Origin of the sequence: Streptomyces violaceus, from assembly GCF_036014075.1 — a bacterium.
In the GTDB taxonomy this organism is placed as follows: Bacteria; Actinomycetota; Actinomycetes; order Streptomycetales; family Streptomycetaceae; genus Streptomyces; species Streptomyces violaceus.
The window spans coordinates 6,791,325-6,814,605 of sequence record NZ_CP107911.1; the positions used below are offsets into that span (position 1 = coordinate 6,791,325).

At 71.8% G+C, this 23,281-nt stretch carries 20 protein-coding genes; 14 read left to right on the forward strand and 6 right to left on the reverse strand.

Annotated elements, in window-relative coordinates; genetic code table 11:
* Window positions 1–31 precede the first annotated feature (31 nt).
* On the reverse strand, window positions 32–2,323 hold the full coding sequence (locus OG542_RS30515) for an FdhF/YdeP family oxidoreductase (RefSeq protein ID WP_328414974.1): 2,292 nt from the start codon (window positions 2,321–2,323) through the stop codon (window positions 32–34).
* Window positions 2,324–2,480: 157 nt separating this feature from the next.
* Between OG542_RS30515 and polA the strand changes: the two genes are divergently transcribed.
* Together polA and OG542_RS30525 are read left to right on the forward strand one after the other, a co-directional pair.
* Window positions 2,481–5,207 (forward strand): DNA polymerase I, encoded by a 2,727-nt coding sequence (polA, locus tag OG542_RS30520; RefSeq protein ID WP_328414976.1) that lies wholly within the window; start codon window positions 2,481–2,483, stop codon window positions 5,205–5,207.
* A 277-nt stretch (window positions 5,208–5,484) separates the two neighbouring features.
* Window positions 5,485–5,964, forward strand: coding sequence for an MBL fold metallo-hydrolase (locus OG542_RS30525; RefSeq protein WP_328414978.1), 480 nt, complete (start codon window positions 5,485–5,487; stop codon window positions 5,962–5,964).
* On the opposite strand, the gene OG542_RS30530 is transcribed toward OG542_RS30525, so the two are convergent.
* Complete coding sequence (locus tag OG542_RS30530) at window positions 5,882–6,739, reverse strand: DUF4184 family protein (protein WP_328414980.1); 858 nt, start codon at window positions 6,737–6,739, stop codon at window positions 5,882–5,884. The genes OG542_RS30525 and OG542_RS30530 overlap by 83 nt on opposite strands.
* Before the next feature lie 332 nt (window positions 6,740–7,071).
* On the opposite strand from OG542_RS30530, the gene OG542_RS30535 reads away from it, so the two are divergent.
* From OG542_RS30535 to OG542_RS30545, 3 genes are all read left to right on the forward strand, one after another.
* Window positions 7,072–8,817, forward strand: coding sequence for a lytic transglycosylase domain-containing protein (locus tag OG542_RS30535; protein WP_328414982.1), 1,746 nt, complete (start codon window positions 7,072–7,074; stop codon window positions 8,815–8,817).
* Between the two features lie 138 nt (window positions 8,818–8,955).
* On the forward strand, window positions 8,956–9,090 hold the full coding sequence (locus OG542_RS30540) for an SPW_0924 family protein (protein ID WP_261681280.1): 135 nt from the start codon (window positions 8,956–8,958) through the stop codon (window positions 9,088–9,090).
* A gap of 25 nt (window positions 9,091–9,115) precedes the next feature.
* Window positions 9,116–10,108, forward strand: coding sequence for a DUF3068 domain-containing protein (locus OG542_RS30545; RefSeq protein WP_328414985.1), 993 nt, complete (start codon window positions 9,116–9,118; stop codon window positions 10,106–10,108).
* On the opposite strand, the gene hrpB is transcribed toward OG542_RS30545, so the two are convergent.
* The gene (gene hrpB / locus OG542_RS30550; RefSeq protein WP_328414987.1) at window positions 10,098–12,647 is read right to left on the reverse strand and encodes an ATP-dependent helicase HrpB; all 2,550 of its coding nucleotides are present in this window, start codon (window positions 12,645–12,647) and stop codon (window positions 10,098–10,100) included. The genes OG542_RS30545 and hrpB overlap by 11 nt on opposite strands.
* 4 nt (window positions 12,648–12,651) lie before the next feature.
* Window positions 12,652–13,479, reverse strand: coding sequence for a class I SAM-dependent methyltransferase (locus OG542_RS30555; protein ID WP_328414989.1), 828 nt, complete (start codon window positions 13,477–13,479; stop codon window positions 12,652–12,654).
* A gap of 346 nt (window positions 13,480–13,825) precedes the next feature.
* On the opposite strand from OG542_RS30555, the gene rpsA reads away from it, so the two are divergent.
* The 4 genes from rpsA to OG542_RS30575 all read left to right on the forward strand — a co-directional run bounded on the left by rpsA (window position 13,826) and on the right by OG542_RS30575 (window position 17,697).
* On the forward strand, window positions 13,826–15,337 hold the full coding sequence (gene rpsA / locus OG542_RS30560; protein WP_311125119.1) for a 30S ribosomal protein S1: 1,512 nt from the start codon (window positions 13,826–13,828) through the stop codon (window positions 15,335–15,337).
* 236 nt (window positions 15,338–15,573) lie between these two features.
* Window positions 15,574–16,512 carry a PAC2 family protein gene (locus OG542_RS30565; protein ID WP_311125118.1) on the forward strand — a complete coding sequence of 313 codons (939 nt, stop codon included), beginning with the start codon at window positions 15,574–15,576 and terminating at the stop codon, window positions 16,510–16,512.
* 115 nt (window positions 16,513–16,627) lie between these two features.
* The gene (coaE, locus tag OG542_RS30570; RefSeq protein ID WP_311125117.1) at window positions 16,628–17,266 is read left to right on the forward strand and encodes a dephospho-CoA kinase; all 639 of its coding nucleotides are present in this window, start codon (window positions 16,628–16,630) and stop codon (window positions 17,264–17,266) included.
* A gap of 50 nt (window positions 17,267–17,316) precedes the next feature.
* The gene (locus tag OG542_RS30575; RefSeq protein WP_184596742.1) at window positions 17,317–17,697 is read left to right on the forward strand and encodes a tetratricopeptide repeat protein; all 381 of its coding nucleotides are present in this window, start codon (window positions 17,317–17,319) and stop codon (window positions 17,695–17,697) included.
* A 37-nt stretch (window positions 17,698–17,734) separates the two neighbouring features.
* On the opposite strand, the gene OG542_RS30580 is transcribed toward OG542_RS30575, so the two are convergent.
* Window positions 17,735–17,998 carry a DUF6343 family protein gene (locus tag OG542_RS30580; RefSeq protein WP_328414992.1) on the reverse strand — a complete coding sequence of 88 codons (264 nt, stop codon included), beginning with the start codon at window positions 17,996–17,998 and terminating at the stop codon, window positions 17,735–17,737.
* Between the two features lie 206 nt (window positions 17,999–18,204).
* On the opposite strand from OG542_RS30580, the gene OG542_RS30585 reads away from it, so the two are divergent.
* Both OG542_RS30585 and OG542_RS30590 read left to right on the forward strand, forming a co-directional pair.
* On the forward strand, window positions 18,205–18,888 hold the full coding sequence (locus OG542_RS30585; protein ID WP_328414997.1) for a class I SAM-dependent methyltransferase: 684 nt from the start codon (window positions 18,205–18,207) through the stop codon (window positions 18,886–18,888).
* Window positions 18,889–18,995: 107 nt separating this feature from the next.
* The gene (locus tag OG542_RS30590; protein ID WP_328414999.1) at window positions 18,996–19,457 is read left to right on the forward strand and encodes a DoxX family protein; all 462 of its coding nucleotides are present in this window, start codon (window positions 18,996–18,998) and stop codon (window positions 19,455–19,457) included.
* A 332-nt stretch (window positions 19,458–19,789) separates the two neighbouring features.
* Here the strand turns inward: OG542_RS30590 and OG542_RS30595 are convergent, their stop codons facing one another.
* Window positions 19,790–20,326, reverse strand: a complete 537-nt coding sequence (locus tag OG542_RS30595; RefSeq protein WP_328415001.1) for an RNA-binding S4 domain-containing protein — start codon at window positions 20,324–20,326, stop codon at window positions 19,790–19,792.
* Between the two features lie 122 nt (window positions 20,327–20,448).
* Here OG542_RS30595 and OG542_RS30600 point away from each other — a divergent pair, with 122 nt between their 5' ends.
* The 3 genes from OG542_RS30600 (at window position 20,449) to OG542_RS30610 (ending at window position 23,268) form a co-directional block, all read left to right on the forward strand.
* Entirely contained in the window at window positions 20,449–21,165 is a 717-nt protein-coding gene (locus OG542_RS30600) for an ArsR/SmtB family transcription factor (protein WP_328415003.1), read from the forward strand.
* Window positions 21,162–22,493, forward strand: a complete 1,332-nt coding sequence (locus OG542_RS30605) for an MFS transporter (RefSeq protein WP_328415005.1) — start codon at window positions 21,162–21,164, stop codon at window positions 22,491–22,493. Before OG542_RS30600 ends, OG542_RS30605 begins: the two co-directional genes overlap by 4 nt.
* Before the next feature lie 73 nt (window positions 22,494–22,566).
* Window positions 22,567–23,268 (forward strand): uracil-DNA glycosylase, encoded by a 702-nt coding sequence (locus tag OG542_RS30610; RefSeq protein ID WP_328415007.1) that lies wholly within the window; start codon window positions 22,567–22,569, stop codon window positions 23,266–23,268.
* Window positions 23,269–23,281: the final 13 nt, after the last annotated feature.

Here is a 23,281-nt window from a genome sequence, read left to right on the forward strand (position 1 = left end):
CTACGGCTACCTCTAATACCTGAGCAAACGCTCAGTCGGTCGCCGATTGTTCCAGACGTACGACGACGGACTTGCTGGCCGGGGTGTTGCTGGTGTCCGCGGTGGCGTCCAGCGGCACCAGCACGTTGGTCTCCGGGTAGTACGCGGCGGCACAGCCCCGGGCCGTCGGATAGTGCACGACCCGGAAGCCCGGCGCCCTGCGCTCCACGCCGTCCTTCCACTCGCTGACCAGGTCGACGTACGAGCCGTCGGTCAGCTGCAGTGTCCGCGCGTCCTCGGGGTTGACCAGCACCACCCGGCGGCCGTTCTTGATGCCCCGGTAGCGGTCGTCGAGGCCGTAGATCGTGGTGTTGTACTGGTCGTGCGAGCGCAGCGTCTGGAGCAGCAGGCGGCCCTCGGGCAGCTCCGGGTACTCCACGGGCGCGGCGGTGAAGTTGGCCTTGCCGGTGGCGGTGGGGAAGCGGCGCTCGTCGCGCGGGGCGTGGGGGAGGGCGAAGCCGCCGGGGCTGCCGGAAGCACCCGTCACGCGCGCGTTGAAGTCCTCGAAGCCGGGGATCACGCGTGCGATCCGGTCCCGGATCGTCGCGTAGTCCTTCTCGAACTCCTCCCAGGGCGTGCGGCTGTTCTCGCTCAGCACAGCGCGGGCCAGGCGGCAGACGATGGCCGGCTCGGACAGCAGGTGCGTGCTCGCGGGCTCCAGCCGGCCCCGGGAGGCGTGCACCATGCCCATCGAGTCCTCGACCGTCACGAACTGCTCGCCGCTGCCCTGGAGGTCGCGTTCGGTACGGCCGAGCGTCGGGAGGATCAGGGCACGCGCGCCCGTGATCGCGTGCGAGCGGTTCAGCTTCGTCGACACGTGCACGGTCAGCCGGGCCCGCCGCATCGCCGCCTCGGTGACCTCCGTGTCGGGGGACGCCGAGACGAAGTTGCCGCCCATGGCGAAGAAGACCTTCGCCTCGCCGTCGCGCAGGGCGCGGATGGCCCGTACGACGTCGTAGCCGTGCTCGCGCGGCGGCGCGAAGCCGAACTCCTTCTCCAGGGCGTCGAGGAACGCCGGGGCGGGGCGCTCGAAGATGCCCATCGTGCGGTCGCCCTGCACGTTCGAATGGCCGCGCACCGGGCAGACGCCCGCGCCCGGGCGGCCGATGTTGCCGCGCAGGAGGAGGAAGTTGACCACTTCCCTGATCGTGGGGACCGAGTGCTTGTGCTGGGTGAGGCCCATGGCCCAGCAGACGATGGTGCGCTCGGAGGCGAGGACCATGCGCAGGGCGTCCTCGATCTCCTTGCGGGTCAGTCCGGTGGCCGCGAGCGTCTCGTCCCAGTCGGCGGCGCGGGCGGCCTCGGCGAACTCCTCGTAGCCGTGCGTGTGCTCCCGGACGAACGTCTCGTCGACCGCGCCCTGCGTGTCGAGGATCAGTTTGTTGAGGAGACGGAACAGGGCCTGGTCGCCGCCGATGCGGATCTGCAGGAACAGGTCGGTGAGGGCGGAGCCGGTGGTGAGGCCCTTGGGGGTCTGCGGGTTCTTGAAACGCTCCAGGCCCGCTTCGGGCAGCGGGTTGACGCTGATGATCTTCGCGCCGTTGTCCTTGGCGTTCTCCAGGGCGGACAGCATGCGCGGGTGGTTCGTCCCCGGGTTCTGGCCCGCGACGATGATCAGGTCGGCCCGGTGCAGGTCCTCCAGCAGGACGCTGCCCTTGCCGATGCCGATCGTCTCCGACAGGGCCGAGCCGGACGACTCGTGGCACATGTTCGAGCAGTCGGGAAGGTTGTTCGTGCCGAGCTCCCGGGCGAACAGCTGGTAGAGGAACGCGGCCTCGTTGCTGGTGCGCCCGGAGGTGTAGAAGACGGCCTCGTCCGGGGAAGCGAGGGCGGCGACCTCCTCGGCGATGATGCCGAAGGCGCGCTCCCAGGTGACCGGCTCGTAGTGCGTGCCCCCTTCGGGGAGGTACATGGGGTGGGTGAGCCGCCCCTGCTGCCCCAGCCAGTAGCCGCTGCGGCCGGCGAGATCGGCGACCGGGTGCGCGGTGAAGAACTCGGGCGTGACCCGGCGCAGCGTGGCCTCCTCGGCGACCGCCTTCGCGCCGTTCTCGCAGAACTCCGCCCGGTGCCGGTGCTCCGGCTCGGGCCAGGCGCAGCCCGGGCAGTCGAAGCCGTCCTTCTGGTTCACGCTCAGCAGCGTCAGCGCGGTGCGCTTCACGCCCATCTGCTGCTGGGCCATGCGCAGTGTGTGCCCGATCGCGGGGAGGCCCGCTGCCGCGTGCTTCGGCGCGGCGACCTGCGGCGCGTCCTGGACCGGATCACTTTTGGGCGGCTTGGTCGCCATCGCACGCTCCCCTTCGACTGCGCTGTGAGACAGGCCCTCGATCCTCGCACGGGGTGGTGACATCTGGTGGGGGCGGGCTCGGGGCGATGTCCCGTCTCGGAGCCCGCGGGGCCGGGGCCGGGGCCGAGTGTCAGTGGGGCGTGGCAGGATCGGGGGCGTGGCAGAGACAGCATCGAAGACGACCGACAAGACCTCCGGCGGCAGCCGTCCGCGACTGATGCTCATGGACGGGCATTCGCTGGCCTACCGCGCGTTCTTCGCGCTGCCCGCGGAGAACTTCACCACGGCGACGGGCCAACCGACGAACGCGATCTACGGCTTCGCGTCGATGCTGGCCAACACGCTGCGCGACGAGGAGCCCACGCACTTCGCGGTCGCCTTCGACGTCTCCCGCAAGACCTGGCGGTCCCAGGAGTTCACGGAGTACAAGGCGAACCGCTCCAAGACCCCGGACGAGTTCAAGGGCCAGGTCGAGCTGATCGGCGAGCTGCTCGACGCGATGGGCGCCGCCCGCTTCGCGGTGGACGGCTTCGAGGCGGACGACGTGATCGCCACCCTCGCCACCCAGGCTGAGGCCGAGGGCTTCGAGGTGCTGATCGTCACCGGCGACCGCGACTCCTTCCAGCTGGTCAGCGAGCACACCACGGTGCTGTACCCGACCAAGGGCGTCTCCGAGCTGACCCGCTTCACCCCGGAGAAGGTGTTCGAGAAGTACGGGTTGACGCCCGCGCAGTACCCCGACTTCGCGGCCCTGCGCGGCGACCCCTCCGACAACCTCCCCGGCATCCCCGGCGTCGGCGAGAAGACCGCCGCGAAGTGGATCAACCAGTTCGGCTCCTTCGCGGACCTCGTCGAGCGCGTCGAGGAGGTCAAGGGCAAGGCCGGCCAGAACCTCCGCGACCACCTCGAAGCGGTCAAGCTCAACCGCCGGCTCACCGAGCTGGAGCGCCGGGTGGAGCTCCCCAAGGGCGTCACCGACCTGGAGCGGACCGCCTACGACCGCACGGCCGTCGCGGTGGTCCTGGACACCCTGGAGATCCGCAACCCCTCGCTGCGCGAGCGGCTCTTCGCCGTCGACCCCGGCGCCGAGGAGGCCGAGACCACCCCGGTCAGCACGGAGGGCGTGCAACTGGACGGCACGGTGCTCGGCACCGGCGAGCTGACCGGCTGGCTCACCGAGCACGGCACGCAGCCCCTCGGTATCGCCACGGTCGACACCTGGGCGCTCGGCACCGGCTCGGTCGCCGAGGTCGCGCTCGCCGCGCCCGGCGGACCGGCCGCCTGGTTCGACCCCTCCCAGCTGGACGAGGCCGACGAGACGGCCTTCGCCGCCTGGCTCGCCGACGCCGACCGGCCCAAGACCTTCCACAACGCCAAGGGCGCCATGCGGGTCTTCGCCGAGCACGGCTGGAGCGTCGAGGGCGTCACCATGGACACCGCGCTCGCCGCCTACCTGGTCAAGCCGGGCCGCCGCTCCTTCGACCTGGACGCGCTGTCCCTGGAGTACCTGCACCGCGAGCTGACCCCCGCCGCCGCTGCCGACGGCCAGCTCGCCTTCGGCGCGGACGAAGGCGCCGAGGCCGAGGCCCTGATGATCCAGGCCCGCACCGTCCTCGATCTGGGCCAGGCCTTCGAGAGCCGCTTGGAGGAGGTCGGCGCCGCCGACCTCCTGCGCGACATGGAGCTGCCCACGTCCGCGCTGCTCGCCCGCATGGAGCGCCACGGCATCGCGGCCGACCGGTCCCACCTGGAGGCCATGGAGCAGATGTTCGCCGGCGCCGTCCAGCAGGCGGTGAAGGAGGCCCACGCCGCGGCCGGGCACGAGTTCAACCTGGGCTCGCCCAAGCAGCTCCAGGAAGTCCTCTTCGGCGAGCTGGCCCTGCCCAAGACGAAGCGGACGAAGACCGGCTACACGACGGACGCCGACGCCCTCGCCTGGCTCGCCGCCCAGACGGACAACGAGCTGCCGGTGATCATGCTCCGCCACCGCGAGCAGGCCAAGCTCCGCGTCACCGTCGAGGGCCTGATCAAGACGATCGCCGCCGACGGCCGGATCCACACCACCTTCAACCAGACGGTCGCCGCCACCGGCCGCCTGTCCTCTACTGACCCGAACCTGCAGAACATCCCGGTCCGTACGGACGAGGGCCGCGCGATCCGCCGCGGCTTCGTCGTCGGCGAGGGCTTCGAGTCCCTGATGACGGCCGACTACAGCCAGATCGAGCTGCGCGTGATGGCCCACCTCTCCGAGGACGAGGGCCTGATCGAGGCCTTCACCTCGGGTGAGGACCTGCACACCACGGCCGCCTCACAGGTCTTCGCGGTCGAGCCGACCGCGGTGGACGCCGAGATGCGCCGCAAGATCAAGGCCATGTCGTACGGCCTGGCCTACGGACTGTCGGCCTTCGGCCTGTCCCAGCAGCTGAACATCGAGGCGGCGGAGGCCCGCGCCCTGATGGACGCGTACTTCGAGCGGTTCGGCGGCGTACGGGACTATCTGCGCCGGGCGGTCGACGAGGCCCGGGCGACGGGCTACACGGCGACGCTCTTCGGGCGCCGCCGCTACCTCCCCGACCTCAACAGCGACAACCGCCAGCGCCGCGAGGCGGCGGAGCGGATGGCCCTCAACGCGCCCATCCAGGGCACGGCGGCCGACATCGTGAAGATCGCCATGCTCAAGGTGGGCGACGCGCTGAAGGAGGCCGGGCTGGAATCCCGGATGCTGCTCCAGGTGCACGACGAAGTCGTGCTGGAGATCGCCCCGGGCGAGCGCGCGGCCGCCGAGGAACTCGTCCGCCGCGAGATGGCGAACGCCGTTCACCTCCGTGTCCCGCTGGGCGTCTCGGTGGGCGCGGGGGCGGACTGGGAGTCGGCGGCACACTAGGCGCTGCGCTGCTTGGGCCGGACAGGGCCGGGCAGGGAGCAGGGGTACGGGGTGGTGCTTCGGCGCCGGGGCTCGTTGGGCGGCCGGAGAAAGCCGCCACAGCCCCGTCCCGCCTACCGAGCTACCGGCCCCCGGCCCAGTCCCACCCCGGCCCCGATCCCATCCGGGCACCCGTCCCGGCTGAGCCCGGCCGCCCCGGGCCCACCCCCACCAGAATCATCACTCGCGTGGCCCCCGTGAAGGCGCCCCCGCCCCCGACCGTCGCAAGGATGCGGGCATGGGTATACGCACGCTCCTCAGCCGCACGGCACCAGGCGTGGCACTCCCGCCGGTCCGGGTCCACGCGGCCGACGCAAGCACGCTCCGCGTCCCCGCGACCCTCACCACGGCCCTGCGCCGGCCGACGGCGGATCTCCGTAACCGCCTGGCCCCAGGCCGCCGGCGCACCGACTCCGCCGGCCCCGGCGGCCTGCCCGCCACCGGCCCCACCAGCCCCTCGGACACCGGCGACCTGCCCGGCAGTCCCGAGACACCCGGCGAAACCGGCAGAATCGCCCCCCGCCGGGCCTGGGCCGACCGGGCCCGCGGCTACCTGACCCTCGTCCTCACGCTGCTCCCACGGCCGCGCCCCGCGCACACCACCATCACGGTGTACATCGCGACCACCGAGCGCCTCAGCGAGCGGCCGGACGGCTCGGCTCCGTATCGCCGGCACGGTCAGGACCGCCGGGGGCCGGAACCGGGCGCCGCGCCCTGACCACGACGGCGTACAACAGCAGCGCCGGGACGAGCCCCGCCCCCGCGCCGAAGCACACCGTCGGAATGATCTCCCACGGCTTCGCGGCCGACCCCCAGTAGGCCCACCACCGCGCCGCCCGCTGCACCGCCCCCACCAGCGCGAAGCCGCCGATCACGGCACCGGCCGCCCAGCGGTCCCGTGCCGCGAGCACCGGGATGCCCACCGGTTCGCGCACCGGCGCCCGCCGCAGCGCCCGCACCACGAACACGGCGATCACCACAGCGGCCACCGCCGAACCGCCGTACTGCAGGTACCAGTACAGGGGCGAGCCCGCCACCTCACGGCCCAGCACCGGAAACAGCCGCATCCCCCACCGGTCGAGATGCGTGAAGGCGTCCCACACGACGTGCGTCAGCGCGCCGAGCACCGCGGACACGTACCACCGCACCACCAGCGAGGGCGTCACACGCGCGCGTGGCGCCCCGCATCGCACCAGGGCCGCCACCCGCCCCTGCCGAGCCCGTGGCAGCAGCGCCACCAGCGGCTCGCGCATCAGCAGCCACAGACCCACCAGCGCCCAGGCGATGAGCACATCGACCGTGAACACCCCCGGGAACGCGTGCGTGACGTCACCGAACTCCATCGCCCCGGACAGCACGCTCGCCGCGTAGTAGGTCATATCGGGCGCGAAGGAACCCGCCACGAGGACGGCGGGCACCAGCGGGCCCCGGCCGGTCCCGTCGGCGCGCACGGCGGGCAGTACGGCTGCCGCGTGGCTCAGCGTGAACGGCAACTCTGCTCCTGGTGACGGTCGTTGCCCGGGCGATCGGACCGCCCGGTATTCGGACGGCCCAGTATGCGGGATGCCGAACACCGGCCGCCCGCCACGCTCGCCCCATGACCAACCGGTGAAAACCGGGCACGAACGGGTGCCCGAGCAAAGCAAGTTGCCGTAGGGTCGCCAGGGTCACCGTGCCGGGGGCGAGAGACAGGCCTGTCGGAGGGCAACCACTCGGGCCCGTCGATCGTCACAACAGAGCGAACGCAACAGAAGAGCGCGAACGCAACAGAAGTGCGCGACAGGCAGAGACGGGCGCTGGGGCGCCCACGGGAGGGGTTCACTCTATGGCGGCGCAATTCGGCAGGAGGCTGCGCAAGGGGGCGGCAACCACCGCCGTGGCCGCGGTAGCGGTCGCGGCGCTGTCCGCCTCCCAGGCTCCGGGCGTGAACGACCACGGCAGACAGGCCGCGGCGGACGCCACGCCCTCACCCGACACGAGTGCCTCCGACGGCAGCGCCACCGGCAACTCGCCGTACTACACGGACCTGCCGCCGCTCAAGAGCCCGAAACCGTCCCCGAGCACCGGAACCGGCACCGCCGCTCCCGGCACCACCGAGGCGGGCATCCCCGCGACCGTCCTCGACGCCTACAAGAAGGCCGAGGCCGCGCTGAACGAGGCCAAGCCCGGCTGCAACCTGCCCTGGCAACTCCTCGCCGCCATCGGCCGGGTGGAGTCGGGCCAGGCCCGAGGCGGCCGCGTCGACGCCGACGGCACCACCATCTCGCCCATCCTCGGCCCGCAGCTCGACGGCAACGGCTTCGCCCTCATCAGGGACACCGACGACGGCGCCTACGACGACAACAGCTCCTACGACCAGGCTGTCGGGCCCATGCAGTTCATCCCGTCCACCTGGAAGTGGGCCGGCCGCGACGGCAACGCCGACGGCAAGAAGGATCCCAACAACATCTACGACGCGGCGCTCGCCGCCGGGTATTACCTGTGCCGCTTCGACTGGGACCTGTCCGACCAGAAAGACCTCGACCGGGCGATCCTCAGCTACAACAACTCGCGGGAGTACCTGAACCTGGTCATGCGCTGGGTGGAGTACTACCGCAAGGGCACGCACGAGATCCCCGACGGCACCGGCACGCTGCCCGGCAACCGCAGCGACGACGGGGCCGGGGCGAGCCCTTCGCCCTCCACGCCGAACACGCCGAACACGCCGAACACGCCGGCTCCGGGCGGCTCGAAGCCCAAGCCCAGCCCCAGGCCCGAGAAGCCCGGCGGCGGCACGACGCCCCCGAAGCCGCCCACCGACCCCGGCTCCACCCCGACCACGCCTCCGTCGACGCCTCCCACGAACACCGACACGGTGGACCACCTGGAGGACGCCGGAACCGCGAAGCTCACCGCCATGGCCGGCGACGCGTTCACCAAGCGGATCAGCACCCGCGCCGAGACGAAGGCCGGCAAGGCCGTGAGCAAGGTCAGGGTCCGCTTCACGATCATCGGCGACACGGACACCACCTTCACCGGCGGCGAGAACGTGGCCACCGTCGCCACCAACAGCTCCGGCGTCGCCGTCGCTCCCGCCCTGCAGGCGGGGGAGAAGACGGGTGGGGTCACCGTCCGCGCCACCGTCGTGGGCCGCACGGTCGCAGGCCTCGACTACACGGCCACCGTCACCGAGCGCGCCGCCGACGCCCTCGTCCGCACCGGTGACGCCGCGCTGACCTGCACCCCGGGCGGCGAGTTCGCCAACCAGGTCGAGGTGAAGGCCACGTACGGGGGCGCCGTCGCCGACGGCGTCGCGGCCACCGCCACGCTGATCAAGTCGGCGGACGACCCGGCCGTCGCCGACAAGGGCCCCTACTTCAAGGACGCCGACGGCAAGCCCGTACGCACCCTGAAGGCCCTGAAGACGGATGCGAAGGGCCTGCTGAAACTGCCGAAGCTGTACGCGGACGACACCACCGGCACGTTCCTGCTCCGCATCAGCACCGCGGGCGGAGCGACCCTCACCGTCGAACTGACGGTGGCGGCGGCCGAGACGTCCTCGCCGAGTCCGTCCACGAGCCCCAGCGCGTAGTTCTCAAGTAGTACGGACGACGCCCCTCCTGCAGGAGGGGCGTCGTTGTGTGTGCAACGTGTTCTCATCTCCGCCGCGCGTTGCTACGGTGCCGAGAAACCTGACGGTGTATCAGCTCGACCGTGGGGAGGCCCCCGTATGCGCACCCTCGTCGCCGCCGCCACCGGTATCGCCGTCGCGTTCGCCGTGGTCCTGACGCTGACCGCCCTCGGCTCACCGTCGGGCGGGACGTCCCCGAAGCCGCTGCTGACGACGGTGCCCGCACACCCCTGACCGCCCGCCCGGGAGGGAGGCCGAGATGCGCCGCAAGGCCGGCCTGGTCCTGCTCGCCCTCGCCGTGTTCTTCGCGGCGCTGTCCCCGCTGCTGCGCTGGTACGCCTTCCCGCGCCTGGCCAAGGTCCCCGCGAACCAGTACCAGGACATGGTCCTGGAGGCTCGCGACGCCACCCTCCTCGACTACGCCACCATGCGGGCCAAGAAGGTCCCCAAGGTCACCATCGTGCAGACCCTCAAGGGCAACGTCGAGGCCTCCGAGAGGATCGAGGAGTCGGCGGGCCGGGACGTGGTCGTCTGGGACGGCCTGTCCTATGTCGTCGGTCCCGACGGCGAGATGGTGTCGAAGATCCCCGAGCGCTACATCTTCGACGCCCACACCCAGGAGCCCGTCCACGCCACCGGCGAGACGGTCGACGGCGACCCGGTGCGCCGCGAGGGCATCGAGTTCAAATGGCCGTTCCTCACGGAGAAACGGGCCTACCAGTACTTCGACGCCCAGGCCCGCGTCACCGCCCCCATCCACTACCAGGGCACCCAGAACTTCCGCGGCCTGGAGGTCTACTACTTCGAGCAGACCATCCCCTGGACCAAGGTGAAGATCCCGAAGACCCTGCCCGTGGAGGGGCTCACCCCCGAGTCCGTCGCCCGGACCGGCACGACCCGCTGGTACACCACGGTCCGCAGGTTCTGGGTCGAGCCCCTCACCGGCGCCCCCGTCTACGGCGAGGAGATCCACAAGGAGGAACTGCGCGGCGGCGCGCTCCTCGGCGACCGCGACAAGGTGACCGCGTTCGCCGGTCACGTGAAGATGCGCGAGGACTACATCACGCACACGGTCGACCTGGTGAAGTCCCAGCGCCTGCTCATCCTGCTGATGACGTCCTACCTGCCGTGGGGCTCGCTCACCCTCGGCGTCCTCCTGCTGGCCCTCGCGCTGTACCTGGAGGCCCGCGGCCGCCGCCCCTCCGGCCCGGCCCCCACAGCGTCGCAGGAGCCGTCACAGGTCAGCGCCTGAGCCGGGCGCTGGTGTACCGGGTCGGCTCGGCACCCGCCGGGTCCTCGGGCCACGGATGCTTCGGATACCGCCCGCGCAGCTCCGCCCGTACGCCCTTGTAGCCGTCCCGCCAGAACGAGGCGAGGTCGGCGGTGACGGCGGCCGGCCGCCCGGCCGGGGACAGCAGATGCACGAGCAGCGGCACCCCGGCGACCCTGGGCGACTCCTGCAGCCCGAACATCTCCTGCAACTTCACCGCGAGCACAGGCTGCTCGGGCCGGGAGTAGTCGACGCGGATCCTCGACCCGCTCGGCACGGCCATCCGCTCCGGGGCGAGCTCGTCGAGCCGCCCGGCCGCCCCGGAGGCCCAGGGCAGCAGCCGGGCGAGCGCCTGACCGGCGTCGATCCGGCCCAGATCGGCCCGCCGCCGCGCCCGGCTCAGCTCCGGCTCCAGCCACTCCTCCACGCGCGCGTGGAGCGCGGCGTCGGAGACCTCGGGCCAGGGCTCACCGAGGTGCAGCCGCAGAAAGGCGAGCCGCTGCCGCAGGACATCGGCATCCGCCGACCACCGCAGCAAGCCGAGCCCTTCCCGCCGCAGCCCGTCCAGCAGCGCGGCGCGCACGAGCCCGAGATCGGCGTCCTTCAGCGACCGCACGGCCAGCTCCACCGCCCCCAGCCGCTCCACCCGCCGCGCCACGACGTCCCCACCGTCCCAGCACACCTCGTCCCGCTCGTCCAGCAACGCCCCCGCGGCGAGCCGGGCCGTCCCCTCGTCGACCACGGCCCCCGACTGCACGCGCGCGTGCCCCTTGCCGACGGGCCGGTCCGCCACGGCGACGGCGACCCAGCCGGCCCCTCGCAGCCCGCTGCCCTCGCCGACCTCGGCCCGGGTCCCGGACACCATGAGGCACGACCCACCGTCGACCCGGGCAACGCGCTCGGGAAAGGCGAGAGCGGCGACGAGCCCGACCTGCCGGTCCTCCGCGGCATCCGCCCACCCCCCTGCCTCTGCCTCTGGAGGGCGGTTACGGCTGGGTGGGTGGGAGATCTCAGAGCCGACGGCCCGCAGTCGCCGGACTTCGCGACGCCACCGCGTGGCATAGGCGTCACCCTCACGCCGAGCACGACGCAACGCACCCGCCAGATCATCGCCGTACTCCCGAGGCGCCTCCTCACTCAACAAGGCGACCACCTCCGAGGCCCGATCGACCCCCACGAACGGCACGGAGTCGAGCAACGCCCGCCCCAGCCGCGGATGCAGCCCCAGCCGGGACAGGGCGACACCCCGCTCAGTCGCCCGCCCGACGGAGTCGACGGCCCCGACAGCGCCCAGCACCTCCCGCGCCGCCGCCATCCCCCCGGCGGGCGGCGCATCCAGCAACGCCAGCCCGGACGCGTCAGGATCCCCCCAGCACGCCACCTGAAGCGCGAACGCCGTCAGGTCGGCCACCTTGATCTCCGGCGAAGGAAAGCGCGGCAGCCGCGCATCCTCGGCCTCCGTCCAGCAGCGGTACACCGCCCCCGGCGCCTCACGCCCGGCCCGCCCCGCCCGCTGCCGCCCGGCCGCCTGCGACGCCCGTACCGTCGTCAGCGCGCTCAACCCGCGCGCGTGGTCGACCCGCGGCTCGCGCGCCAGCCCCGAGTCCACGACGACCCGCACACCCGGCACCGTCAACGACGACTCCGCCACGGACGTGGCCAGCACGACCCGCCGCCGTTCACCGGGGGCCAGCACCGCGTCCTGCACGGCGGCCGGTGCCCGCCCGTGCACCTGCAGCACATCGACGTCCCCAGGCCCTGCGAGATCCCCGAGCTGCCCGGCCACCCGGGCGATCTCGCCCACGCCCGGCAGAAAACACAGCACATCCCCGTCCCGCTCGTCCAGTGCCCGCCGCACCACCGACGCCACATGCGTCAGCAGCGCCGGATCGACACGCATCCCGTGCGGCGGCCGTACGGGCCGCACCGGCGGCGCCCACACCACCTCCACCGGATACGCCGCCCCCTGGGCCGCCACCACCGGCGCGTCGCCCAGCAGCGCGGCCCACCCCTGCGCGTCGGTCGTCGCCGAGGCGGCCACCAGCCGCAGCTCGGGCCGCAGGGTCTGCCGCACGTCCCACAGGAACGCCGCCGCGGTGTCAGCGTCGAGATGCCGCTCGTGGCACTCGTCGAGCACCACCACGTCGACACCGGCCAGCTCCTGGTCCCGCTGCAAACGCTGCACCAGCACACCGGTCGTGACGACCTCCACGCGCGTGTGCCGCCCGACGACCCGTTCCCCGCGCACGGTGTAGCCGACGCTCCCGCCGGGCTTCTCGCCCAGCAGCCACGCCATCCGCCGGGCCGCCGCCCGGGCCGCGATCCGCCGCGGCTCGGCCACGATCACCCGCCGCTCGGGGCCCTCCCCGAGCAGTCCCGCCAGCGCCAGCGGCACCAGGGTCGTCTTGCCGGTGCCGGGCGGCGCCACGAGGACGGCGGTTCCGTGCCCCTCCAGGGCGTCGTCGAGGGCGGGCAGGGCACCACGTACGGGCAGGGCGTCCAGAGCGTCGTAGCGGATCACGCACTCAGTCTCGTACGCACACGAAGATCGCCGTACCCGGGATCAGGTTCCCGCGCAGCGGTGACCACCCGCCCCATTCGGACGTGTTCCAGGCCGGCCACTCCGGCTCCACGAGGTCCACCAGCCGGAAGCCCGACGTCGCGACGTCCCGCACCCGGTCGCCGAGCGTCCGGTGGTGCTCGACGTAGACCGCGCGGCCCTCCTCGTCCTGCTCGACATAGGGCGTGCGGTCGAAGTACGACCCCGACACCGACAGCCCCTCAGGCCCCGGCTCGTCCGGGAAGGCCCAGCGGATCGGATGCGTCACCGAGAAGACGAGCCGGCCCCCGGGCCGCAGCACCCGGCGCACCTCCCGCAGGACCAGGCGCGGGTCTGCCACGAAGGGCAGCGCCCCGTACGCCGAGCAGACCAGGTCGAACGAGCCGTCCGCGAAGGGCAGCGCACCGGCGTCGGCGCACACCAGGGGGACCGGTCCGCCGATACGCAGCGCGTGCTGCAACTGCCGGTGCGAGATGTCCAGGGCGACCGGCCGGGCACCCTGGCCGGCCAGCCAGCGCGAGCACTGCGCCGCGCCCGCGCCGATCTCCAGGACGTCCTTGCCCTTCAGCTCCTCCGGCGGGCCGAGCAGCTCGGCCTCCACCTCGTCGAGGCCCTCGGGCCCCCACACGAATCGGTCGTCGCCGAGGAACGTGCCGTGCTCGACCTGGTACTCGTCCGCGTTGCGGTCCCACCAGCCACGATTGGCGCGGGAGCTCTCCGCGACATCGGCGGCACGCCGGGTCGCCTCGGGTTCGGACGCGTCGGGCTCTTGGATGATCGGCTCCCTCGTCATACTCTTCCGTCCAGCCTGTTCCGGTGGCTTCACGAAGGGGTCCAGTAGGGCCCGCGTGGCCTCGGAGGACAGGACTTGTGCCGGTTATGCGGCGATGCGCCCCGGGTGGGCGGCTTCGCGCATTGACCCTGCCCGGCTGCCCCCGTATGCTACAAGTTGCGCTGCGAGCCTGCGTACCTCAGACGTAGCAGGTTGCGCTCGCATCTGTATGTATGTCCCCTCGGTTGTCGAGGCGCCACCGTTTTTCTGTGGCGCTTCCTTGGCTGTCCGGCCGTCTGCAGAGCGAAACTGGCTCCGGCGTAGCAGTACCTACGACTTCAATGTCCGTACCGGAGCCCTTTCCCACATGACGAGCAGCACCGAGACCACCGCAACGACCCCGCAGGTTGCGGTCAACGACATCGGTAACGAGGAAGCCTTCCTCGCCGCGATCGACGAGACGATCAAGTACTTCAACGACGGCGACATCGTCGACGGCGTCATCGTGAAGGTCGACCGGGACGAGGTCCTGCTCGACATCGGTTACAAGACCGAAGGCGTTATCCCGAGCCGCGAGCTCTCGATCAAGCACGACGTCGACCCCAACGAGGTCGTCGCCGTCGGTGACGAGATCGAAGCCCTTGTTCTCCAGAAGGAGGACAAGGAAGGCCGCCTGATCCTCTCGAAGAAGCGCGCCCAGTACGAGCGTGCCTGGGGCACCATCGAGAAGATCAAGGAAGAGGACGGGATCGTCACCGGTACCGTCATCGAGGTCGTCAAGGGTGGTCTCATCCTCGACATCGGCCTCCGTGGCTTCCTCCCGGCTTCCCTGGTCGAGATGCGCCGCGTCCGCGACCTCCAGCCCTACGTGGGCAAGGAGCTCGAGGCCAAGATCATCGAGCTGGACAAGAACCGCAACAACGTGGTCCTTTCCCGCCGTGCCTGGCTGGAGCAGACCCAGTCCGAGGTCCGCCAGACGTTCCTCACGACCCTCCAGAAGGGTCAGGTCCGTTCCGGCGTCGTCTCCTCGATCGTCAACTTCGGTGCCTTCGTGGACCTGGGTGGCGTCGACGGTCTGGTTCACGTCTCCGAGCTCTCCTGGAAGCACATCGACCACCCGTCCGAGGTTGTCGAGGTCGGCCAGGAAGTCACCGTCGAGGTTCTCGACGTCGACATGGACCGCGAGCGTGTCTCCCTGTCGCTGAAGGCGACGCAGGAAGACCCGTGGCAGCAGTTCGCCCGGACCCACCAGATCGGCCAGGTCGTGCCCGGCAAGGTCACGAAGCTAGTTCCGTTCGGTGCGTTCGTCCGCGTGGACGAGGGCATCGAGGGTCTGGTCCACATCTCCGAGCTGGCCGAGCGCCACGTGGAGATCCCGGAGCAGGTCGTCCAGGTCAACGACGAGATCTTCGTCAAGGTCATCGACATCGACCTCGAGCGTCGTCGCATCAGCCTCTCGCTGAAGCAGGCCAACGAGGCCTTCGGTGCCGACCCGTCCACGGTCGAGTTCGACCCGACCCTGTACGGCATGGCCGCGTCCTACGACGACCAGGGCAACTACATCTACCCCGAGGGCTTCGACCCCGAGACCAACGACTGGCTCGAGGGCTACGAGACCCAGCGCGAGGCGTGGGAGGGCCAGTACGCCGAGGCGCAGACGCGCTTCGAGCAGCACCAGGCCCAGGTCATCAAGTCCCGCGAGGCCGACGCCGCTGCTGCGGCCGAGGGCGGCGACGCCGCGGGTGCGGCTCCGGCCGCGAGCGGTGGCGGTGGCGGTGGCGGTTCGTACTCCTCCGAGGGCTCGGACAACTCCGGTGCGCTGGCCTCGGACGAGGCGCTGGCCGCGCTTCGCGAGAAGCTTGCGGGTGGGCAGAGCTGAACGCCCACTGAGCTGTAGCTCCTGACTGAGGGGCCGTACCTTTCGAGGTGCGGCCCCTCAGCGCTGCTCCGGAGCGGCGCTCGGGTGCCGGCTGCCGGGCCGGTGGGGGCTTGCCGCGCAGTTCCCCGCGCCCCTTGAGGGGCTGTCCATCCCGGCAAGATCAAAAATCCCCTCCTCGGGAATGCCCGCCCCCGCAAGGGTGTTGTGCAGTATGAACACGAGGAGGAGCGGTCACTGTGCTTGATCCGCAGGGTTTGTACGCATGGGAGCCGAAGGGCCTGGCTGTCGTCGACATGGCGCTCGCCCAGGAGTCGGCCGGTCTTGTCATGCTCTACCACTTCGACGGATACATCGACGCGGGGGAGGCGGGCGACCAGATCGTCGACCGGCTGCTCGACTCGCTGCCCCACCAGGTCGTCGCCCGCTTCGACCACGACCGGCTCGTGGACTACCGAGCCCGCCGCCCGCTGCTGACGTTCAAGCGCGACCGCTGGAGCGACTACGAGGAGCCCGCCATCGAGGTGCGGCTCGTGCAGGACGCCACCGGAGCGCCGTTCCTGCTGCTGTCCGGCCCCGAGCCCGATGTGGAGTGGGAGCGCTTCGCCGCGGCCGTGAAGGAGATCGTGGAGCGGCTCGGCGTCCGCCTGTCCGTGAACTTCCACGGCATCCCCATGGGCGTCCCGCACACCCGGCCCGTCGGCCTCACCCCGCACGGCAACCGCACCGACCTGGTCCCGGGCCACCGCAGCCCGTTCGAGGAGGCGCAGGTCCCCGGCAGCGCCGAGTCCCTCATCGAGTACCGCCTGCTCCAGGCCGGACACGACGTCCTCGGTGTCGCCGCCCATGTCCCGCACTACATCGCCCGCTCCCCGTACCCGGACGCGGCCCTGACGGTCCTGGAGGCCATCACGGCGGCGACCGGACTGGTGCTGCCCGGTATCGCCCACGCCCTGCGCTCCGACGCCCACCGCACCCAGACGGAGATCGACCGGCAGATCCGCGAGGGCGACGACGACCTCACCGCCCTCGTCGAGGGCCTGGAGCACCAGTACGACGCCGTCGCGGGCGCCGAGACCCGCGGCAACATGCTCGCCGAGCCGGTGGACATCCCGTCGGCCGACGAGATCGGCAAGGAGTTCGAACGCTTCCTGGCGGAGCGAGAGGGCGACACCTGACTGGAACCGCGCCCCGGCAGGGGCGCGGGGAACTGCGCGCCCAGCCCCGGACGGCCCGCACTTTCCGCACCGACTCCCGAACCGTCCCCCAAGCGGAGCGTCTAGGCTTCCAGGCATGTTGAAGGTTGGCCTGACCGGCGGCATCGGCGCCGGCAAGAGCGAGGTGTCACGGCTGCTCGTCGCATGCGGGGCCGTGCTGATCGACGCGGACCGTATCGCGCGGGAGGTCGTCGCGCCGGGGACCCCGGGTCTCGCCGCGGTCGTGGAGGCCTTCGGCGAGCAGGTGCTCGCCCGCGACGGCAGCCTCGACCGCCCCAAGCTGGGCTCCATCGTCTTCGCCGACGCGGCGAGACTCGCCACTCTCAACTCGATCGTGCACCCGCTGGTGGGCGCCCGCTCCCGCGAGCTGGAGGAAGCCGCCGCCGAGGACGCCGTCGTCGTCCACGACGTCCCGCTCCTCACGGAGAACGGCCTCGCACCGCTGTACGACCTCGTCATCGTCGTCGACGCGACCCCCGAGACCCAACTCGACCGGCTCGTACGACTGCGCGGCATGACCGAGGAGGACGCACGCGCGCGGATGGCCGCCCAGGCGACGCGCGAGCAGCGCCGGGAGATCGCGGACGTCGTCATCGACAACGACGTCCCGCTGGAGGAACTGGAGCGCCGCGTGAAGGAGGTGTGGGCCGAGCTGGCACGCAGGTCCCACGCGTCCCGGCCGGACCCTCAGGGCGGACCGGCCTCTCAGGAATAGCGGCACCCCGAGGGGGCGTTGAACCTTTCCAGTGAGGGAAGGACTCTGCCGTGCCCGAGACCAGCGGTTCCACCGGACGTACCCCGGAGACGCACGTCATCGACTTCCGCGCCGCCGAGCACCTGCTCGCGGCGCGGGACCCGCGGGGCGCGGTGAAGCTGCTCGACGGAGTCATCGCCGCGCACCCGGAGAACACCGCCGCGCGACTGCTGCGCGCGCGGGCCTTCTTCGCCGCGGCGCAGTTGCGGCCGGCGGAGCTCGAATTCTCGATCGTCCTGGAGCGCGAACCGGACAACGCGTTCGCGCACTACGCGCTCGCCCGGACCTATGAGCGGCAGAACCGTCCCGACCAGGCGAAGCGCCATTTCCGCCTGGCGGCCGCGCTGGACCCGAACCCGCAGTTCCAGAAGGCCGCGCGCTTCGACTCGTGAGCGGCCGTCCCCGTCTGCCTCGTCTGCCTCGTCTGCCTCAGGGGTGGTCCTTGGGTGGCCGGTAGGGCGGGACGTCGGGGCCCGGCTGCCAGTGCGGGCCCTGGCGGATGTGCCTGAGGACGACGGCCAGGTCGATCGTGACGATCAGCAGCAGCACACCGCAGGCGATGGCCCAGCCTGGCCGCCCGGCGAGCGTGAACGCGACCGTCCCGAAGAGCGCCCAGACCAGCCCCCACACACTCAGCCAGAAGCGCGCCCGCAGGGCACTGCGCGCAGTCGCCGGTTCACTGCCTGTACGCATCGCGATCTCCACTCCTGATTGCAACGTACTCTTCGCCGGCGATGCGGACCACCAGGGGGAGCCGGGGCTCGTGCGGGACGGTTTCCGGTCCCGTGCGGGGCCCAAGGTGCGGACCGTGCGGGACATCGTTCACCCGGTCGGGTGAAGGCGGCCAGGACAGGAACTGGCGTGCGGACGTGGCCCGTTGGACCGGCATGGAGATGAAAATGCGTGAGGGATACGAGGGGACGGGACCCGGGGCCATCACCCCGGACGGCTGCGCGGTGGAGTTCTACTCGCGACTGCCCGTCGGGGACGAACCGGACATCATCGCCGCAGTGGTGCCCAAGGGCGCGCGCATCCTGGAGCTGGGCAGCGGGGTCGGTCGTATGACCCATGGACTGCTGGAGCGCGGATTCACGGTCACAGCGGTGGACGAGTCCGCCGAGATGCTGGAGCGCGTGCGCGGGGCGCGGACGATATGCAGTCCGATCGAGGACCTGGACCTGGGTGAGACGTTCGACGTGGTGCTGCTCGCGTCGTTCCTCGTGCACGCGGGGGCCGTCGAGGTGCGGCGGGGCTTACTGCGCACCTGTGTGCGCCATGTCGCGGAGGGCGGCAGCGTGCTGATCCAGCGGGAGGGCGCGGACTACCACACGAACGTGCCCCGCGAGCGCGTGGACCCCAGCGGCTTCACCGTGCGGATCGTGTCGGCGGAGCCGGTCGGCGACGGGGTCAACTCGGTGCGCGCGGAGTACGAGTTCCCGGACGCGGTCTGGACGCAGACGTTCCGGGCACGACCGCTGACCAAGGACCAGTTCGAGGAGGCGCTGGAGGAGGCGGGCCTGAAGGTGGACCGGTATCTGACGGAGGACGGGATATGGGTGAGGGCAGTGCGGGCTTCGGGGTGAAGTCGAGCTGGAAGGACAGGAATTTCGCTGGGCGGCGATGAGTTCGCGGGCGAGCGGCGGTCTACCTCCTCGACACCACCACGGACCGCTTCCCACAGGAGACCTTCATGTCCGAGACCACCGCTCCCCTCACCGTCGCCTCCGCTCCCGCCGGCGCCGTCGTCGCCGAGTCCGCGACCTCTCGCGGGCGGCGCGCCCGGATCGCCCTGCGCGGTCTGCAGGTGCTGCTCGCCCTCTTCTACGCGATCCCGAGCGCCCTCCCCAAGCTGATCGCGCACCCGTCTGCCGCCGAGTCCTTCGAGAAGCTCGGCTGGGGCAGCGCGGGGATGTACACCATCGGGGCGCTCGAACTGGCCGGAGCGATCGCCCTGTTGATCCCGGTGGTCCAGTCGGTGGCGGCGATGGCGCTGAGCGCGTTGATGGTGGGCGCGTTCATTGTGCAGGTAGCCGTGTTCGACGGGCAGTACGCGGCGACGCCGCTCATCCTGATCGTGCCGCTCGCCCTCATCGCCTGGGCACGGCGGGGGCACAACGCGGATCTGATGCGGCTGCTGCGGCGACGGGCGTGAGCGGTCGACACCGTGTCACGAGCGACGCCGGCGGCGTCCGGGTGGGCCGAGGGGCTCGTCCCGGGCGCCGACGCGTGGTGGGGGCGTCAGCTGCGGGGGCCGGGCCGGGCAGGGCTCTTCCGGGGGCTGGGCCAGGGCGGCTGCCATGCTCCGCGGCTCGTTGTGTACGTCGGGAGCGGCCCATCGGGTCTTGTTGCAGGGGGAGTTGGTTCGTCGGGACCGGATCCGCCGGGACTGGATCCTTCGGGACCGATTCCTTCGGGACCGGATCCTTCCGGACTGGATCCTTCGGCTCCGTGTCCATCGGCTCCATGTCCGTCGGGACGGTCTGCTCACGGCGTGGGTTTGCCGATGTCCTTACCGATGTCGCTGCCGAGACCGTCGCCGTCACCGGGGCCGGTCAGTCCGCGCAGGCGTTCCATTTCGCGGCGGTCCCGCTTCGTCGGGCGGCCCGTGCCGCGGTCGCGGATGCCGGCCGGGGCGACGGCCTCGCGGGGCGGGGGCGGCGGAGAGTTGTCGATGTAGCACTGGACGGCCACGGGGGCCCCGACCCGCTTGCGGATCAGCCGAGTGACGATGACGACTCGCTCCCGGCTCTCGTGCCGCAGGCGTACCTCGTCGCCGACGCGTACGGCGTGTGCGGGTTTCACGCGGTCGCCGTTGACACGGACGTGCCCGCCGCGGCAGGCGGTGGCTCCCATGGAACGGGTCTTGACGAGACGTACGGACCAGATCCAGCTGTCGACGCGGACGGTCTCGCCGCTCTGCGGCCCGGCCGCGTCGGCGGCGGCGATCGCCTCGGCGATCTTCGGGTCGAGGGCCTTCGCGTCTCCGCTACCGGAGTTGTTCGCCGCACCTTGTGAAGCCATGTCCCCGACCTTAGTCCTCCGAATGGTCCGATCGGGCGGGTAATTCTCCTCCGACGGCATCTACAAAACAAGTTTTGCAAAATGTCTTTTGCTGAATGGTCGCGGCGGCCTACCCTCCCGGCATGGACAGCGACGAGCACAAACGCGTACTCGACCCTGAGCACGACACCGCCGCCCTGAAGGCCCTCACCCACCCCCTGCGTATTCGGCTGCTCGGGCTGCTGCGGCAGGACGGGCCCGCCACGGCCAGTGAGCTCGCCGCGCGGACGGGGGAGTCGTCGGCGTCGGCCAGTTACCACCTGCGGGTGCTGGCGAAGTACGCCTTCATCGCCGAGGCCGAGCATCGTGACGGGCGGGAGCGGCGCTGGCGGGCGCTGCACACCGTGACGTCCTGGAGCAACGAGGCGATGGAGTCCTCCGAGGCGGGCCGGGCCTTCGTCAGCCTGGCGCGGCGGCGGCAGTTGGAGCACCTGGAGTCGTCTCTCGCCCGGCACGAGGCGGACATGGCCGGCGGGCGACTCGGTCAGGAGTGGGTGGAGGCGTCCGGGATCAGCGACCTCATGCCCCGGCTGACAGCCGGGTCGCTCGCCGAGCTGTGGGAAACGATCACCGGGAAGCTGGAGGAGCTGACCGCCCGGGACGCGGACGACCCGCGCGCCGAACACGTGGTGCTCCTCACCGCCGGCCTGCCGCTCGCCCCGCAGGGCAGTGAGGGCGTAGATCAGCAGGACCGTGAGGACGCAGACCGGCAAGGCCGTGAGGACGCAGACCTGGAAGGCCGTGAGGACGCAGACCTGCACAGCCGTGAGGGCGGGACCCGCGAGGAGGGCACCTCATGACGCACCTCGTTGCCGAGGCGCCCGGGGTACGGACCGCTCGCCGCCGCTACGTCACCGTCTGCGCGCTCTTATGGCTGCCGCCGGGCCTCGGTATGGCCTCGATGGTCCTCCTGTTCAGCGAGCGCGGGATGTCGCTCGCCGCGGTGGCGGGCCTCTTCGCCGCTCACTCACTGACCGTGGCCGCGCTGGAGCTGCCCACCGGCGGGCTCTCCGACGTCCTCGGGCGCCGGCCGGTCCTGGCCATGTCCGGTGTGCTCAACCTCGTCGCCGCGCTCCTGGCCGGCCTCGGCACCACCGCCTGGGTGCTCACCGCCGGCATGGTGCTCATGGGCGTGGCCCGGGCCTTGGCCAGCGGTACCGCCGAGGCCTGGTACGTCGACACCGTGCAGGAGGTGGCCGGCCCCGACGCCGAGCTGCGGACGGGACTGGCCCGGGGCGGATCCGCGACCTCCGCCGCGCTCGCGGTCGGCCTTCTGCTCGGCGGAGCCCTGCCCTGGCTGCTCGGCGTCGGACCCGACCTCGGTGCCGGGCTGCGCGAGGCGACGTCCGGGGCGGTGCCGCCCTTGGCCGTTCCCGTGCTGCTCGGAGCCGCGGTCAGAGTCGTGTTCGTCTGCTATGTGCTGGCTGTCCTGCGGGAGCCGCCGCGACCGCAGGCCACCCTGCGTTCCGTGCTGCGCGGCGTGCCGGTCACCGTCCTGGGCGGGCTGCGGCTGGGCGGACGGGACGCGCTGGTCCGTCGGGTCATTCTCAGCGCCGCGGCCGCCGGAAGTGCCGTGGCCGTCATCGAACTGCTCATACCGGGCCGTACCGTCGCGCTGATCGGGGCGACCGGGTCCGGGGCGCTGGTCTACGCCGTGCTCGCCTGTGCGGGTTTCGTCTGCTCCGGTGTCGGCAGCCACCTCGCCCCGTTCGCCGCCCGGGTCGCGGGCAGCGGCGAGCGGGCCGTGCTGGTCTGCCTCGGGGCCGGGGCGAGCGGCCTGCTCCTGCTCGGTGTCACCGCGTCCGCCCTACGCCCGGTGGCCACGACCCTCGCGGTCGTCGGCTTCTGCCTGATCTACCTCGGTCTCGGCGCGGCGGGCCCGAACGAGAACGAACTGCTGCACCGACGCGTCTCCAGCGAGGGCCGCGCCACCGCCCTGTCCGTCCAGTCTCTCGCCCAGCAACTGGTCGGCGCGCTCACCGGCCTGGCCGCCGGGATGCTGCGGCCGGGCCCGCTGCCCTGGCTGCTCACGAGTGCCGTGCTGCTGTCCGGAGCCCTGCTCTGGATCCGCCGCGGCGGCGAACGGGCCCCGCAGGCGCCTGCGTCAGAGTCCGGCGCACCGGCCTAGCCGGACGGTCCCGCGGATCATGGCCCCGGACCCCGGGACGGCCGCGACCCCCACCCGCGCCTACCGTGGAGTGATGGACGCCAGCGGCCTTCCTCTCCTCGACCGGCGCATCGCGGACTGCCGGGCCTGCCCGCGGCTGGTCTCCTGGCGTGAGGAGGTGGCCCGGGCCAAGCGAGCCGCCTACGCGGACTGGACGTACTGGGGCCGGCCGGTTCCCGGGTTCGGGCCGGCGGACGCCCGGCTGCTGATCGTAGGGCTCGCCCCCGCCGCCCACGGCGGCAACCGCACCGGGCGGATGTTCACCGGCGACCGTTCCGGGGACGTCCTGTACGAGGCGCTGTACGACGTCGGCCTCGCCTCCCAGCCGACTGCCGTGCACGCCCACGACGGCCTGGAGCTGTACGGCGTGCGCGTCACCTCGCCCGTGCACTGCGCCCCGCCCGCCAACAAGCCCACCCCCGAGGAGCGGGACACGTGCCGTCCCTGGCTCGTGCGGGAACTGGGGCTGCTGCGTCCGACGCTGCGGGCCGTCGTCGTGCTCGGCGCCTTCGGCTGGCAGGCCGCGCTGCCGGCGTTCGCCGAGGCGGGCTGGTCCGTGCCCCGGCCACGCCCCGCCTTCGCTCACGGGGCCCGTTACGTCCTCGACGGCTTGGAGCTCTTCGGCTGCTTCCACGTCAGCCAGCGCAACACCTTCACCGGCCGGCTCACCCCCGCGATGCTGCGCGACGTACTGCGGACGGCCGCGGAGGCGGCGGGGCTTCCCCAGGCCGAATGAGATTCGACGGGAG

Bases quoted from the DNA above. Each gene is read 5' to 3' on its own strand.
- OG542_RS30610 (WP_328415007.1), top strand. From the start codon at position 22,567: ATGGACGCCAGCGGCCTTCCTCTCCTCGACCGGCGCATCGCGGACTGC.
- OG542_RS30595 (WP_328415001.1), bottom strand. From the start codon at position 20,326: ATGGCTTCACAAGGTGCGGCGAACAACTCCGGTAGCGGAGACGCGAAG.
- coaE (WP_311125117.1), top strand. From the start codon at position 16,628: ATGTTGAAGGTTGGCCTGACCGGCGGCATCGGCGCCGGCAAGAGCGAG.
- OG542_RS30545 (WP_328414985.1), top strand. From the start codon at position 9,116: ATGCGCCGCAAGGCCGGCCTGGTCCTGCTCGCCCTCGCCGTGTTCTTC.
- OG542_RS30580 (WP_328414992.1), bottom strand. From the start codon at position 17,998: ATGCGTACAGGCAGTGAACCGGCGACTGCGCGCAGTGCCCTGCGGGCG.
- OG542_RS30540 (WP_261681280.1), top strand. From the start codon at position 8,956: ATGCGCACCCTCGTCGCCGCCGCCACCGGTATCGCCGTCGCGTTCGCC.
- OG542_RS30605 (WP_328415005.1), top strand. From the start codon at position 21,162: ATGACGCACCTCGTTGCCGAGGCGCCCGGGGTACGGACCGCTCGCCGC.
- OG542_RS30590 (WP_328414999.1), top strand. From the start codon at position 18,996: ATGTCCGAGACCACCGCTCCCCTCACCGTCGCCTCCGCTCCCGCCGGC.
- OG542_RS30585 (WP_328414997.1), top strand. From the start codon at position 18,205: ATGCGTGAGGGATACGAGGGGACGGGACCCGGGGCCATCACCCCGGAC.
- OG542_RS30555 (WP_328414989.1), bottom strand. From the start codon at position 13,479: ATGACGAGGGAGCCGATCATCCAAGAGCCCGACGCGTCCGAACCCGAG.
- rpsA (WP_311125119.1), top strand. From the start codon at position 13,826: ATGACGAGCAGCACCGAGACCACCGCAACGACCCCGCAGGTTGCGGTC.
- OG542_RS30600 (WP_328415003.1), top strand. From the start codon at position 20,449: ATGGACAGCGACGAGCACAAACGCGTACTCGACCCTGAGCACGACACC.
- OG542_RS30535 (WP_328414982.1), top strand. From the start codon at position 7,072: ATGGCGGCGCAATTCGGCAGGAGGCTGCGCAAGGGGGCGGCAACCACC.
- OG542_RS30515 (WP_328414974.1), bottom strand. From the start codon at position 2,323: ATGGCGACCAAGCCGCCCAAAAGTGATCCGGTCCAGGACGCGCCGCAG.
- OG542_RS30525 (WP_328414978.1), top strand. From the start codon at position 5,485: ATGGGTATACGCACGCTCCTCAGCCGCACGGCACCAGGCGTGGCACTC.